This window comes from Bacteriovorax sp. HI3, assembly GCF_059738875.1.
The window spans coordinates 2,165,929-2,178,795 of the sequence record NZ_AP026946.1; the positions used below are offsets into that span (position 1 = coordinate 2,165,929).

The 12,867-nt window shown below is 41.5% G+C and carries 14 protein-coding genes; 8 read left to right on the top strand and 6 right to left on the bottom strand.

Features of this window, described 5'->3' with window-relative positions; translation table 11 throughout:
- Window position 1: 1 nt before the first annotated feature.
- The 8 genes from AC6JA8_RS10715 to AC6JA8_RS10750 all read left to right on the top strand — a co-directional run bounded on the left by AC6JA8_RS10715 (window position 2) and on the right by AC6JA8_RS10750 (window position 6,274).
- A complete protein-coding gene (locus AC6JA8_RS10715; protein ID WP_497973786.1) occupies window positions 2–1,195 on the top strand; it encodes an aminotransferase class III-fold pyridoxal phosphate-dependent enzyme in 1,194 nt (397 codons plus the stop codon).
- Entirely contained in the window at window positions 1,195–1,899 is a 705-nt protein-coding gene (locus AC6JA8_RS10720) for a CoA transferase subunit A (RefSeq protein ID WP_497973787.1), read from the top strand. The genes AC6JA8_RS10715 and AC6JA8_RS10720 overlap by 1 nt, the downstream gene beginning before the upstream one ends.
- Before the next feature lies 1 nt (window position 1,900).
- Window positions 1,901–2,521, top strand: coding sequence for a 3-oxoacid CoA-transferase subunit B (locus AC6JA8_RS10725; protein WP_497973788.1), 621 nt, complete (start codon window positions 1,901–1,903; stop codon window positions 2,519–2,521).
- A 79-nt stretch (window positions 2,522–2,600) separates the two neighbouring features.
- Window positions 2,601–3,437 (top strand): trypsin-like serine peptidase, encoded by an 837-nt coding sequence (locus tag AC6JA8_RS10730; protein ID WP_497973789.1) that lies wholly within the window; start codon window positions 2,601–2,603, stop codon window positions 3,435–3,437.
- Window positions 3,438–3,673: 236 nt separating this feature from the next.
- A complete protein-coding gene (locus AC6JA8_RS10735) occupies window positions 3,674–4,057 on the top strand; it encodes a hypothetical protein (RefSeq protein ID WP_102243822.1) in 384 nt (127 codons plus the stop codon).
- Window positions 4,058–4,128: 71 nt separating this feature from the next.
- Entirely contained in the window at window positions 4,129–5,361 is a 1,233-nt protein-coding gene (locus tag AC6JA8_RS10740; protein ID WP_497973790.1) for a hypothetical protein, read from the top strand.
- Entirely contained in the window at window positions 5,358–5,618 is a 261-nt protein-coding gene (locus AC6JA8_RS10745; protein WP_497973791.1) for a 2Fe-2S iron-sulfur cluster-binding protein, read from the top strand. Before AC6JA8_RS10740 ends, AC6JA8_RS10745 begins: the two co-directional genes overlap by 4 nt.
- Before the next feature lie 56 nt (window positions 5,619–5,674).
- Window positions 5,675–6,274, top strand: a complete 600-nt coding sequence (locus tag AC6JA8_RS10750; protein ID WP_497973792.1) for an exonuclease domain-containing protein — start codon at window positions 5,675–5,677, stop codon at window positions 6,272–6,274.
- Window positions 6,275–6,384: 110 nt separating this feature from the next.
- Here the strand turns inward: AC6JA8_RS10750 and AC6JA8_RS10755 are convergent, their stop codons facing one another.
- The 6 genes from AC6JA8_RS10755 to AC6JA8_RS10780 form a co-directional block, all read right to left on the bottom strand.
- On the bottom strand, window positions 6,385–7,038 hold the full coding sequence (locus AC6JA8_RS10755) for a M23 family metallopeptidase (protein WP_497973793.1): 654 nt from the start codon (window positions 7,036–7,038) through the stop codon (window positions 6,385–6,387).
- A 45-nt stretch (window positions 7,039–7,083) separates the two neighbouring features.
- Window positions 7,084–7,893: a 5'/3'-nucleotidase SurE gene (gene surE, locus AC6JA8_RS10760; RefSeq protein WP_497973794.1), complete on the bottom strand. Its 810-nt coding sequence runs from the start codon at window positions 7,891–7,893 to the stop codon at window positions 7,084–7,086.
- Window positions 7,894–7,914: 21 nt separating this feature from the next.
- Window positions 7,915–8,586, bottom strand: a complete 672-nt coding sequence (locus AC6JA8_RS10765) for a hypothetical protein (protein WP_497973795.1) — start codon at window positions 8,584–8,586, stop codon at window positions 7,915–7,917.
- 62 nt (window positions 8,587–8,648) lie between these two features.
- Complete coding sequence (locus AC6JA8_RS10770) at window positions 8,649–9,179, bottom strand: aminodeoxychorismate/anthranilate synthase component II (protein WP_497973796.1); 531 nt, start codon at window positions 9,177–9,179, stop codon at window positions 8,649–8,651.
- Window positions 9,169–11,532: an LPS-assembly protein LptD gene (locus tag AC6JA8_RS10775; protein ID WP_497973797.1), complete on the bottom strand. Its 2,364-nt coding sequence runs from the start codon at window positions 11,530–11,532 to the stop codon at window positions 9,169–9,171. Before AC6JA8_RS10775 ends, AC6JA8_RS10770 begins: the two co-directional genes overlap by 11 nt.
- Window positions 11,504–12,772 (bottom strand): folylpolyglutamate synthase/dihydrofolate synthase family protein, encoded by a 1,269-nt coding sequence (locus AC6JA8_RS10780; RefSeq protein ID WP_497973798.1) that lies wholly within the window; start codon window positions 12,770–12,772, stop codon window positions 11,504–11,506. The genes AC6JA8_RS10775 and AC6JA8_RS10780 overlap by 29 nt, the downstream gene beginning before the upstream one ends.
- Between the last annotated feature and the right edge of the window lie 95 nt (window positions 12,773–12,867).

The following is a 12,867-nucleotide window of genomic DNA, read 5'->3' on the forward strand; positions in this document are numbered from 1 at the left end:
TATGGAAGAATTAGAGTATCCCTTTTTCTTTACCTGGGTAAAACAGAAAAACCCACTGCGCTTTAGTATTGCCTCTGTTGATGGCGTAAAAATCATCACTGACACAGGCCACGAGTTAATCGATATGTCCTCTATCAGCTATCAAGCTAGTTTTGGGCACAATCACCCAACCATCATCAGACACATGAAGGAGCAACTCGATAATGTTCCCATGAGTGCTCCTCGCGGAATTTTTCCGGGAAAAACCGAAACGACTCAAGAACTCCTAAAATACATGGACAAAAAAGACGGAAAAATTTTCTACACTACTGGTGGTGCAGAGACTGTCGAAAATGCCCTTAAAATCGCCCGAGATATCACCAAGAAAAAAGTCGTTCTTGCCAGACAGACCTCTTACCATGGCGCGACCCTTGGAGCTCTAGCGGCCACTGGAGACTGGAGAAACAAAGCACACATGATTCCAGAAAACTGGGTTGTGCGTATCCCAGAACCTTCGGAACCTGATGCTATCGCACGCACCAGAGAAATTATATTACAGACGGGCCCGGAAAAAATTGCGGCCTTTATTCTCGAGACAATCACTGGAGGAAACGGAGTTTACGCCGGAACTCAAGAATGGTGGGACGGCATCAGTGAATTATGCCGCGAATTTGGGATTCTTTTAATTATGGATGAAGTCATCTGTGGTTTTGGGCGCACAGGTTTATCATTCGGATACATGCACTACAATGTTAAGCCAGACATCATCTGTCTTGCTAAGGCCATCACCGGAGGAATGGTTCCTTTTGGAGCTGTCTGGACCAGCGAGCCTATTCATACTTACTACATGAACAACACCCTTGCCTGTGGTCTGACAAATTACGCTCACCCATTAGGCGTGGCCGCACTAAAAGGCGTTTTAGAAATTTGCCAGGATTTCGATTTCCAAAAACACCTGGAGCACATTTGCCAGGTCTTTAAACGCGAAATGGAATCACTGCGCTCAATGAAAGAAGTTGAGGCCATTAGATACCACGGCATGCTGGCCGCAGTTGATTTAACTGTCGATATTGAGTGGAAGAGATTTTTTGATAATGGCATCCACCTGGCGACACAAAATAAAAGAATCGTTCTCGCTCCTCCTCTGATTATTTCAGAAAAAGAGTTAGTAGAAGGAATGAACCGCTTTAAAAGAGCATTAAAGGATTTCGAATAATGACGACACAATCTCCTAAAGTTTACAAAGATGCCCATGCGGCCCTACACGATATTAAATCAGGCATGACTCTGATGAGCGGAGGCTTTGGCCTTTGCGGGATCGCTGAAAACTGCATTGATGCACTAACGACCATTGACGTAAAGGACCTGACTGTTATTTCCAACAATATTGGAAACTCTGGACGTGGTTTAGTTAAAATCCTAGTTCAAGATAAAATCAAAAAAGCTTATTGCTCATACGTCGGTGGAAACCCTGACCTGGAAAAAAGAATGCTTTCAAAAGAAGTTGAGGTGGAGCTTGTGCCTCAAGGGACATTCTCTGAAAGGATCCGTGCGGCCGGAATGGGTGTGCGCGCTTTCTACACGCCAACAGGATACGGAACTCTTATCGCCGAAGGAAAAGACGTTAAGATGTTTGACCGCCCTTGTATTTTAGAGACTGCTCTTCACGCCGACTTCGCTATTATTAAAGCGCAAAAAGGCGACACCTATGGAAACCTGTGGTTTAAAGAAACCGCTAGAAATTTCTCTCCTCTTATGGCGATGGCCGCAAAAATCACTGTCGTAGAAGTCGAAGAGTTAGTTGAAGTCGGACAAATCCCGGCAGAAGACATTCACCTTCCAGGACTTTTCGTCCAAAGGATTTTCCAAGGGAAAAATTATAAAAATGAAATTGAATTTCTAGTGACGGAAGGAGTTTAAGATGGCCTGGACAAATGAACAAATGGCAGATGAGGTCATTAAAGTTTTTACCCCTCACAGCTCTGTTAACTTAGGAATTGGAATGCCGACGATCATCGCCGAGCGTATGCCCAAAGACCTGCACATCATGATTCACTCTGAAAACGGAGTGCTTGGTGTGAGTGGCAGACCTACTAAATCATCAGTCTCTCCTACTTTAATTAACGCTGGAAAAGAAACAGTCAGTGTTGCTCCAGGAGCTAGCTTCTTTGATAGCTCACTAAGCTTTGGAATGATCCGCGGTGGACACATTGATTACTGTGTTCTTGGTGGTATGGAAGTCGATAGCGAAAGAAGCCTTGCCAACTGGATGATCCCAGGGAAAAAGGTCACCGGAATGGGCGGAGCTATGGACTTAGTTAATGGTTCTAAACAGGTCATCATCATGATGAATCACTTCAGTAAAGACGGCACAGCAAAACTTCTTAAGAGATGTGTGCTTCCTCTAACGGGAAAAGAAGTTGTCGACCTGGTTGTCACAGAGATGGGTGTATTTAAACCGACAGGAAATGCGTTTAAGATCATCAAGCTTGCTCCCGGTGTGGAAAAAGCAGATCTTAAGATCGAAGCCCCACTGGAATAAACTCTATAGTAATAAAATGTAAGTTCCCAAAGAATCCCGGGGATGGATAGGATTTAAGAAAAAATCAAAGGATTGGTTTATGCTTAAATTCACTCTTTCCCTATGCCTGCTTCTTGGCGCCTCACCTCTTTTTGCCCTGACAAACTCAGTGTTTGCCGACTCTCCTGAATGGAGTCCTGTAGTGCAGATTAAAAGTGAAGCACCCGATTCAACCGGCGAGAGTATTCCTGGTTATTGTAATGCCACTTTTATCGCTAAAAATATCATGGTTACGGCCGCTCACTGTGTAAAGCTCGCCTATATTTCTAAAGACAACAAACTCAACATCCAGACTGGTTACTATAAGTACGTAAAGAGACCGGACGGACAAGTCGTGCGCATCGGGTATGTGCCAAAGAACAACTTCGATCGCCACATCAATATCGAACTTCCCAAATCCCTTGCGGATAAAATCGCTTCACGCGGAGAAAAAGCTCAGATCGGTCCAGATGAGGATTTCGCTGTTCTTTGGTGGAATGAAGTTACTCCAGAAATTGACGAACTAAAATTCGCAACTCCTGTGACTTTGGCCGAGCATAATCAGATTATTAAAAACATCAAGGCCTACCCATTAAAGGCCGTCTCTATCAATCTCTTTAGCGAAATGAGTAACGACACAAAACGCATGGCCGATTTAAACAACTACAAATGGAGCGGAGGGTACGTGTACTCAAAATCTTCTGCGCGCGTTGAAGAAGGCGACAGCGGAGCCCCTCTCTTCGTCAACATCAACGGGAAGATGAAAGTCTTTGCGGTAGTAAAAGGAAAAGCGACGACAATCTTTGATAATTGGGATGTGTATTCTGCGCTTCACAATCACTTGTGTACTATTGCTAAGAAAATGCCGACTGATATGAAGATTGAAAGTTGTTTGTAGAATTTTTTGAGCTCTAAAATAAAAAAGGGGCCCCCTGCAAAGGCCCCATTTTTTTTGGCATCCTGCCACTAGTAAGTGGACATCCTATCCCTTACACTTATGATTATAACCGCTATTTTATTTTTTGCTTTAAATTTTTTTGTGGGTAAAGTTTTCCATAAAACTTTATTGAGGTTATCATAGGCAGTAAGTCTTAATATTGAACTAGTAACACTCATTACGACAAGGCATATAGAATGATCAATCGTCTCAAAGAAGCCCTAAAGGCCCTATTAAGGCCCCAAAAAGACTACCAAATGGACTATAAGATCCAGTCGTTTACCTACTTCATCCCAGCACCTCCACCAAGGTCTTCAGGGTATCGAGAAAAGCAATTTGATAAACTTTTTTACGAGTTCATTAACCGCGGATATAAAATTTTGAGCACCACGACCCAGGCATCTTCTGCCGGAGAGAAACACTCGGGAATGTGGGTCATGTTTGTGGTACAGGCGACTAACGCTGAAGCTGAGAAGCTTAACTTAAACGACATTTTAGCTGAAGAAGTAAAAAATAAATCTCAGGTTAAAGAAGAAATCGAAGGACTTTACTACATCGACGATAGGGCCAATGAACTATGAGGAAATCTCTCCTACTGTGCTCTATTTTCTTACTTAGTTCCTGCGCTTACATCTCAAAAAAATTTGAATCAATGGCGGAGAATAAAAACACATCTCCGCTACCAGTTCAAAATGCCAAAATAAATTACTGCGCTCCTTTAGGCCGTGTTCAATACATTAGTGAAGATGAACACACACTCAAATTTTATCGCACACTCAATACTCCTATCTTTGAAAACAAGTCCCTTTCTTTTATTGAAAGATCTATCATGCTTTCATTGATTGAGATGTCAAAAAGACCTGATGAGGCCTCTCCCTTTTCACGCCTGCAGATTTATTTAAAAGTTAACGGCAAGAGTTACTATTATGACTTCAGGCCAAAACGCCTGGAAGATGACACCAAGATGCCTTATCTACGAGGTCTTGATTTCCTGGCACAAAAATTTCTACCAAAACAAAACCTGCTCTCAGTGGCCACCAAACTCGACACTCTGGCCCCAACTGCCCTGGGTGTAAGTGTGGGACTGGAAAACTTCCTGCGCGAGAATCAAAAAGACTTAATTAAAAGTGATGAACTCAATGAACGATTCCTAAAAGGTGATGACATACTTACTCGCTATGAAACGTTTGAGCGCAAAAGCTTTAGAGGAATTGTAGAACAATACATGTCGCCTACTTACTCTAAGCTTTCTGATTACGAATACGAAAAGAATGGGCTTGATGCCAACAAGTCACCTAAAGGAAACTTCGAGGCCAACTGCAATTACGACCTTTCTAAAGAGCCGACACTAAGAGATGAAATGTTTGGTAGAGAACCTAAGAGAACTCACTCTATTGGCATGAGCGACGGACAGGACTATTTCCTTGCAGTCAGCTCCATGACTCTCTTTAGACCTTATACAACTCAACCAAAACTCTCTTATTTTATGAAGGCCCGCCCTTCAGCACTGCCAATGCCTATTTGTGAATTCAAAGGAAAGAATCAGGAAATCGTCCTCTTCTCCAGCGACGGAAGAAATCCGGTTCAACACCTTCAGCACTTAGTGGCCTATGAAATTGATCAAATCGATTCATCTTACACGCTTAATGAACTTCTCAATTTCTCACGCCATCTTTTTCTCTCAAGCCCCGATCGCATTCTTTATGAATCAACACGTGGAAGAAAGGCCCAACTGGATTTTTTCCTGGCAATGAATTTTCCTATTTATCACGTAGAGAACTTAGGAAATATTTTTGGACATGCCAGCTTCAGGGGGGAGAAAAAACAAGAATCGAGTCTGCATATCGACGATAGAAGTATCGCCAGACTCTGGTGCGGACAATGAAAAAACTCACAGTCACAGGCCTTGCTTCTAAAAAGCTCGTCCTTTCACTGGATATCTCTTACTCCGTCTTTGACATGACTTTAATGGACCTACTTTTAAAAAATGGCATCCCTGTCGCTTCCAGCTGTGGGGGTGACGGCATTTGCAGAAAATGCGTTGTCACTATCAATGAAGAAAGCATCCTCTCTTGCCAAAAAAGCGTCCGCGACCTCTTTAGAGAGGCCGACTTAGTCGAGCTCACATTTTCTTATTTGTAGACAGAAATCACTTCCTCTTCTAACATTGAAAAAAACCCTTAAACGATTGGCACAATATGCGTTATTTATCTATTGATATCGAGGCCACTGGCCTAAACGAAAACGATTACATGATCGAGTTCGGAATGATTCCTTTTTGTACAGAATCTAAAAAAGTTGAAGACTCACTTGCCCGCAACTTCTATATCAAATGCCCATCTTTCGAAACGCTAAAACCAAGACTAGATAAATGGGTTATCGAACACAATGAAATGCTTATTCACAAGGCCCATGTGACAGGCCTGCACCTGGACAGCTTTAGAGATGAGCTTGAGACTTACCTCATCAGCAAAGAAGTTAAAAACTACTTTAAAAACGAAAAGAACGAAAAGATTATCCTCTTTGGAAAATCAATGAGCGCCATCGACCTCCCATTCCTAAACCGCGACCTCTCATGGGAATTCATGCGCAAACACTTCCACCACAGAAACCTCGACCTCTCATCAACTGCCAACACATTAATTGACCTAAAGTTCATCCCCCCAGAATGCTCTTCAGGCTCAAAATTAATGTCTTTCCTCGGCATGGGCGAAGTCAAACACACCGCCCTCGAAGACGCCAAAAACACCGCCCTAATGTACCTAAAACTCCTAGAAATGTTCCAAAGAAAGAACTAACTCAAACCACTCCCCCCAAACCAATCCGCACAGAATTGATTATGGATGGTAGATACTAAGCACGCTCGCAACGACGTAGATACCATTCAGAATCAATTCTAAGTTTTTTTTTAATTAGCTGCTAGGAAGTCAGTTGGGTCAATGGCCTGCCCATTCTTCCTAACCTCAAAATGAAGATGCGGCCCATACGTACGCCCCGTCATCCCAACCTGTGCGATAACCTGCCCACGATAAACCCTTTGACCCTGTTTCGTATAATTTTCTTTAGCATGGGCATAAACAGTAAAATACCCATTCTTATGTGCAATAACGGTGATATTTCCATATCCACCGATCTCGTTTCCAGAATAAACCACGACGCCTTCTGCTGCTGATACAATGTGTGATCCAACACGCGCAGGAATATCCACACCTTCATGCTTTCTTCCCCAACGAGCACCAAAGTTTGAACTTAGGCGATTGCTTGAAGGAACTGGCCAGAGGAACTCACCACTCTGTAAAAGGTGATTAGGATCAAATGGACGAGCTTCGATATCTTGCTCAAGGATTCCGCGCTTAAGAGGGATAAAGACCCACTCTCCGCTTTTAATCTTCTTGCCGGTATTTGATGCTTGGATTTTTTCTTTGGGAACGTTGAACTCTTTAGCGAGGCTTTCGATAGTGTCAGTTGGCTTAACCATAACGTAATGACCACTTTTCACTGATGCACAGGCAAAAGCAAAAAGAGAAATCATAAGTAATAGAGCGTTTTTCGTAATGGTCATTATTCCAATATCTTCCTTGAATCCTTCGTCACATCACCTTATCGGCTAGCGAGGAAAAATATTTTCTAGAAAACCTTTTAAGTCTTCTATTATTTCCATCTGTGATCGTCCGTAATCGCAGAGTTTAACGGGAGCAACAGAAATCATTTTATCTTCAATGGCCTGGCAATCAGAATCTGGAAACTCTTCAAAGCCTTTATAGACTCCGCCAATCCAATAGTACCTTCTTCCTCTGAAATCTAGTCTTTCTTCGATATCTTCGGAGTACTTTCTAAGTCCGGTTCGGGTGACTTTAGTTCCTAAAATCTCCGCTTCTGCACACCAAGGAACATTGATATTCAATAGTGTCATCTGCGGTATCGCTTTCGATATATTTGATTGTACAAGAGTTTTTATAAAATTTGAAGCACTATAATAGTAGTGAGTGTTTTTGTCGGGATTTTTGAAATCCATACACGAGCTCACAGCGATTGAAGGAATGCCATGAAAGGCAGCTTCTCTAGCGGCAGCGACAGTACCAGAGTAATAAACATCCTGTCCGAGATTGGCCCCACGATTAATCCCCGAAACAAGTAAATCTATTTTTTGCCCATAGTATTTTGAATGGGGATTCTTAAACAAATGGCCAATGGCCATCAATGAACAATCGGCGGGAAAACCATTGCAAGCATAAACATCTTCTGCGATTTCTTCCAGCCTCACAGTCGTATCAAGTGTTAGTGTATGCCCAGTCGTCGAGCGCTCATTCATGGGAGCAACAACAATGACATTAGCGATACTCTGTAGAGTTTCTTTTAAAATATTAATCCCAGGAGCATGAACTCCATCATCGTTTGCCAGAACGATATTTAACATAGGCCTCTCTCTCTAGTTAATTTAAAAATTATCTAATGAATGTGTATTCTTTTTAATTAAATCCATCTCGCTCGTAAGCTTCTTTAAGTCCACGTTGCGGTAACAGACCTCAATTTTTGAGTTGATGGAAAAACTCATCAGGTCGAACTCAAAATAATCAAAAAGCGATGGCATGATATTGCTGTTCCAATCCATGCGCAAAACGATTTTCTTGTCGTCAGTGAGCACTTTTGAAAAGTGAGTGTAAAAATTAGAAATAAAATTATTTAAGACATTGCGCTGGTGAAGCTCTTCGAAATAAGAAAAATTAAAAATCATTCCCGAAAAGTTTTCTCCTCTACATAGAGAAATATCCAGCTCAGGATGGTAAGTGAGATAATACTTCACTCCCATTGTTTCTGGCCTTTCACTCCATTCATCACAATCGATATAAACATTCTCTAAATTAAACCCGGCCTTTTTTAAGTCTTCCAACACCTTTTTAATCATCGGATCATTGGAGCGGTCAAAATGCAGATGAATTCTATCGAGTGGATCTAAAAGTGGAATTAAGTCATTTAGAAAAACGTATTCTTGAATGAAGTTAAAACTTCTTGGTGAAAAATTAAATCCAAAGTCCCGAAGCCCTTTTTGTTTTAAAAGTTTCAGAGTTCTTTGATCGTAAATGCCTTCAATTTTAAAGTCCTGGGCCATAGATTTTATGATAACCCAAAACGGGACAAGTATTTTGCAATGGACTGATCTTGCCTACTTCCTTAGCCTAAAAAACCCAGCAGGTCTTCAAAGAAGATGTCATTATCAGCTGTTCCGATGGATTCTGGATGAAATTGGTAAGACACTCCTCTTGGAAATTCCTGAATGTCCACTTCCTTTTCTTTCTCCCAGACAGAGAGCGAGTTGTAGCGTTGAACAGGGATTTTTCGCCCTTTAAACACGATAAGCTCACTTTGACCATGAACTTGATGTCTTGAATAATCGACTCTCCTGCCGGCGATTTTCCCCATGAGCTGATGCCCAAGACAGATCCCCATAACAAAAAGATTTTTTTTATTCATGAGCAACTTTATTTTCTCTTGGTAATGGATGTACTCATCCGGGTGCCCAGGACCTGGCCCCAGAATAAGGGCGTGCTTTTGTGATGACTTCATCAGTTCATCAAAATAGAAAGACGAAAAAAACTCTCGATGTCCTAAAACCTGCACACTTTTTTCGTGAGCGTATAAAACACTGGCAATGTTGTAAGTAAAGCTGTCTTCAAAATCGATGATCAGGATTTTATCTAACATTGATAGATGTAAAGTTATTGCTGTTGTAGTTGATGTAAAGAAGCAGACCAAATTTTTTATCAATTAAGTCGCGTGTGTAATTAAACTCCAGCTTCCAACAATTGTTAATCGGCGCATAGAGAATCGAGTAACTACTTTGTGAAATGAGTTTACTTTCGATGTTGTAATCGAGTTCATTTTTAAGCGTGATCAAATCGTTAAGATTTAACTCCAGGTCATAACCCACAAGTTTAGTAATAGGTGTGCTTGAAGAATTAAACGAGTTGTAAGTGAAGTCCCCATTAAGCTTTAGGCGATCAAAATTAAAACCAATGGTCGACGTCAGTTTATGTTCACCTGACTTATGAAAATAAAATTCCTGAACTCCAAGAGTAAAGCGATCAAGTGCGATGCCGGTATTGATGTAAAGCCTGGTTAGCCTGTCGACCCACGGACGCTCAGAATCAACCGTCATATCAATCCCCTGAGAGACATCAAAGAAAGTGATATTGCTGTAGCTGAAATTGTCTTTTAAGTAACGGTTGTCTTTATAGGGATCAAACTTATTAGATGTTTTTCTAATAAGGTTGTTATTCCACTGAAACTCAAGTGTGTTACTTAGAGGAAGTGAATCCTGCGCCGTCGTCTGGTTGATTAAATGCTCGCGGTCTCTTAAAGCATCCAGGTAATCAAATTGACCGTCATCGCTTTCAATCTGGTTTCTAAAATTTTTATTCCCGCTAAATTTCTGTTCACCCAGGTAGTAGTGCTTTAATTTAAATTCCTGAGAGTGACGGTAGCTGTTGTTGTAAACCAGTGTTGTCTGTTCAGAATTCCCCGATTTAACTTCTGGAAGCACTCCGATTGTCGTCACATTTTTAGCAGCATTCGCACGGGCCGCTTCTTCTGAATTTAAGTTAATCGGTCTCTCTTCTATATAAGAAAGCCCATAAATTTTTTCCAACTCTACCTTGGCCTCTGTTTCATAGATCAGACCTTTTTTTGCAAAACTCTTATTTTGCTCAGTTGGTAAATGATAAGTTTGGTAATCCAGCTTTAAGTGATGAGAGAAAAAAACCGGCCCTAGGTTTCCTAATTGCCAATCTAAATAGGGAGCAAAGTTAAGACGACGGGCGTTTCTTATCGGTCCGTTGATATCCACAGTGTTTTGCTTAAAGACTGTGTAATCAGCACCAAAACCAAAAGAGACGTTTTTAAGAAACGGGTATGGGCTATGAATGATGTTATAGGGCACAGATGACAGAGTTAGCTTAGGCAACATCTGAACATACTGTTTATCAAATTTCTTCGGGTCACTAATCAGCATGTTTTTGTTGTAATAGCTCTGCATGCTAAGAGAAAAAAGAGAATTTCTTCCTTCCAGAAACCCGCCGCCCCCAACTTCTGTTCCACGGACGCGCTCCTTAGCAAAAAAGTCCATGTCCCTGATCGTGTCGAGATCTGAAGTGTCGTTGAAATAAATATGTCCGTTTAAGTAGTGCTTATAAATATAATGCGCTTCCAGGTCAGAGAACTGACGGAATTCTTTTTTCCCACTTAAACTCTTATCAATTTTATTAGGCTCATAAATGCGGTCGTTGATCCCCAAAGTGTTTAACTCAAACCAACTCTTCTCTTTGACATTCTGCCTGTACTGCAACTCTCCCCCAAGCCCCCTGTCCCCGAAGGTGGAAGGAGTCAGCGTGAGATCTTTATAATCATCTATCGCCCAGAAAAAAGGCTGCTGGTAACGGAAGCCTTCATCTGAACTAAATCCAATTGAAGGAAAAAGAAGTCCTGTTTCTCTTTTTTGCTTAATAGGAAAAACAATGTACGGCACATACATGGCCGTCACACCGTTGACTTTAATAAAGGCATGTTTCAAAGTGACGTACTGGCCGATTGTAATTGTGATTTGCTTTCCAAAGATACTCCACGATTCCGGACAATCCCTACATGTCGTGTACTCTGCTTCCTCGGCGTAAATTTTGTCACTTGATGTCTGAATGATTTTCTTTCCAGTGACAACATAGTTATCAGAAAGCACGCGGGCATTATCCAGGTCAATAATCTTGGTGAGAAAGTTGTACTTCAACTTCGTCCCATAGAGGGTCATCTCTGGTGCAATATAACGGACGTTACCGATGACTTCAGTTTCACCTGTCGTGAAATTGATTCTCGCCTTTTCCCCGTAAATAGAATTTTTTAAGTGAGTAATAACAACGTTACCAACAGCTTCAAATTCGTTGGTGCTAGACTTTCTAAAAGCTTTATCTGAAAGCACGTTGATTTTCTGGCCCAGATCGAACTCAAAAGTTTCGCGGGCAAAAACAGATGAAGAAAAACTAAGAGCGAATAAAACGCTGAACTTCACCAATAAAGTAATAAGACCCGCATACCAAAATGGTTTGCGACTTGGTCGTTTGAAGTTCTCTTTTCCAGTCGAAGACAAAATTTAACATTCCTTTGTTAACAAGTTCCGCCGCTTCCTTAAGTGCTTCCTGTGGAAGTGCTTTTGGATGGTCAAAAGTTGTAAGCGAGAGCTCTGCTCTTTCTTTAAAAAAATCGATCAGTGATTTCAGCATCACAGTCACTTCATTTAAAGGCCTCGCTGAAAAACTAATCAGTAAACTCTCGGGCATGATTAAAGATTTATCTTCCTCAAAACTCTCGAGCATTCTGCGTACGCCATCAATATTATGGGCACCTATAAAGATAAGGGACTTCCCGCTAAATGTCATTATTTCTCTACGTCCTTTATAGAGCGGCAGGTGCGAGATTCCCGTCTCAAATGTCAGATCTGTCTTTGGCTCTAAATAGTAAAACATCTCCCAGGCCAGACGCTGATTTTCCAGAAAATAATTATCCGATTTCTCATTTTTTGGAATCATTCTCCAGTCGACCTGATGACTCTTTACGTACTGACTGGTCAGCTCGTTTAAGTAATTCAGAGAGAAATGAGTAAAGAGAACTTTATTGGCCCGGGACACCGCAATTTTCTCTCCTAAAATCTGCTCATAACGACTGCCTAGAATACTTTGGTGATCGCGGGAAATAGAAGTGATGCAAGCACAATCCGCATCAAAATGGTTAACAGCATCAAGTTTCCCACCAAGCCCCACTTCAAGCAGAAGATAATCTAGCGGTGCTCGATTCAAGGCCTCTCTTAAAAAAACCAAAAATAAAAACTCATAAAAAGAAACCTTCGTCCCAGGCAATTCCTGGTGAAGTCTTTCCTGGGCGCTCTCGATAGAGTTTTTCAACTCTTCATAACTGGCCTCTTCTGAATGCCCGTCTTTAGAATATAAGAAACGCTCGCGAATACTTAGAATATGCGGAGAAGTCCAAAGGGCGAAGCTCTTTTTCTCTTTAGCAAGCAGCGACCCCAGAGTGTGGGCCGTTTGCCCCTTCCCATTGGTCCCTGCAATGATCACAACCTTAGTTCCCTGCTTTTTAAAGCTCGCAATAAAAGGTGCATACACTGCTCGGGTGCGCTCAAGCCCTGGGGTAAAAACCTCGAAGCCAAAATTCAGGGTAAGGAAGTCCATGATCTCCTTTTCTTTTTGGGGATCGAAATCTTCACTTGTTTCTTTGGTAATCGCTTGATTAGTCATGTTTTGGTCCTGAGGATCCCTATTTGGCCATTTTTTTTGGCAGTTGAAAAGACATAAAACATAATCACTTGATCCAATTTCTCAAGTTTTATTAA

Excerpts from the sequence above, each read along its gene's own strand:
- AC6JA8_RS10755 (WP_497973793.1), bottom strand. The coding sequence starts at position 7,038 with ATGACCATTACGAAAAACGCTCTATTACTTATGATTTCTCTTTTTGCT.
- AC6JA8_RS10770 (WP_497973796.1), bottom strand. The coding sequence starts at position 9,179 with ATGTTAGATAAAATCCTGATCATCGATTTTGAAGACAGCTTTACTTAC.
- AC6JA8_RS10725 (WP_497973788.1), top strand. The coding sequence starts at position 1,901 with ATGGCCTGGACAAATGAACAAATGGCAGATGAGGTCATTAAAGTTTTT.
- AC6JA8_RS10730 (WP_497973789.1), top strand. The coding sequence starts at position 2,601 with ATGCTTAAATTCACTCTTTCCCTATGCCTGCTTCTTGGCGCCTCACCT.
- AC6JA8_RS10780 (WP_497973798.1), bottom strand. The coding sequence starts at position 12,772 with ATGACTAATCAAGCGATTACCAAAGAAACAAGTGAAGATTTCGATCCC.
- surE (WP_497973794.1), bottom strand. The coding sequence starts at position 7,893 with ATGTTAAATATCGTTCTGGCAAACGATGATGGAGTTCATGCTCCTGGG.
- AC6JA8_RS10735 (WP_102243822.1), top strand. The coding sequence starts at position 3,674 with ATGATCAATCGTCTCAAAGAAGCCCTAAAGGCCCTATTAAGGCCCCAA.
- AC6JA8_RS10765 (WP_497973795.1), bottom strand. The coding sequence starts at position 8,586 with ATGGCCCAGGACTTTAAAATTGAAGGCATTTACGATCAAAGAACTCTG.
- AC6JA8_RS10720 (WP_497973787.1), top strand. The coding sequence starts at position 1,195 with ATGACGACACAATCTCCTAAAGTTTACAAAGATGCCCATGCGGCCCTA.
- AC6JA8_RS10750 (WP_497973792.1), top strand. The coding sequence starts at position 5,675 with ATGCGTTATTTATCTATTGATATCGAGGCCACTGGCCTAAACGAAAAC.
- AC6JA8_RS10740 (WP_497973790.1), top strand. The coding sequence starts at position 4,129 with ATGGCGGAGAATAAAAACACATCTCCGCTACCAGTTCAAAATGCCAAA.
- AC6JA8_RS10745 (WP_497973791.1), top strand. The coding sequence starts at position 5,358 with ATGAAAAAACTCACAGTCACAGGCCTTGCTTCTAAAAAGCTCGTCCTT.
- AC6JA8_RS10715 (WP_497973786.1), top strand. The coding sequence starts at position 2 with ATGGAAGAATTAGAGTATCCCTTTTTCTTTACCTGGGTAAAACAGAAA.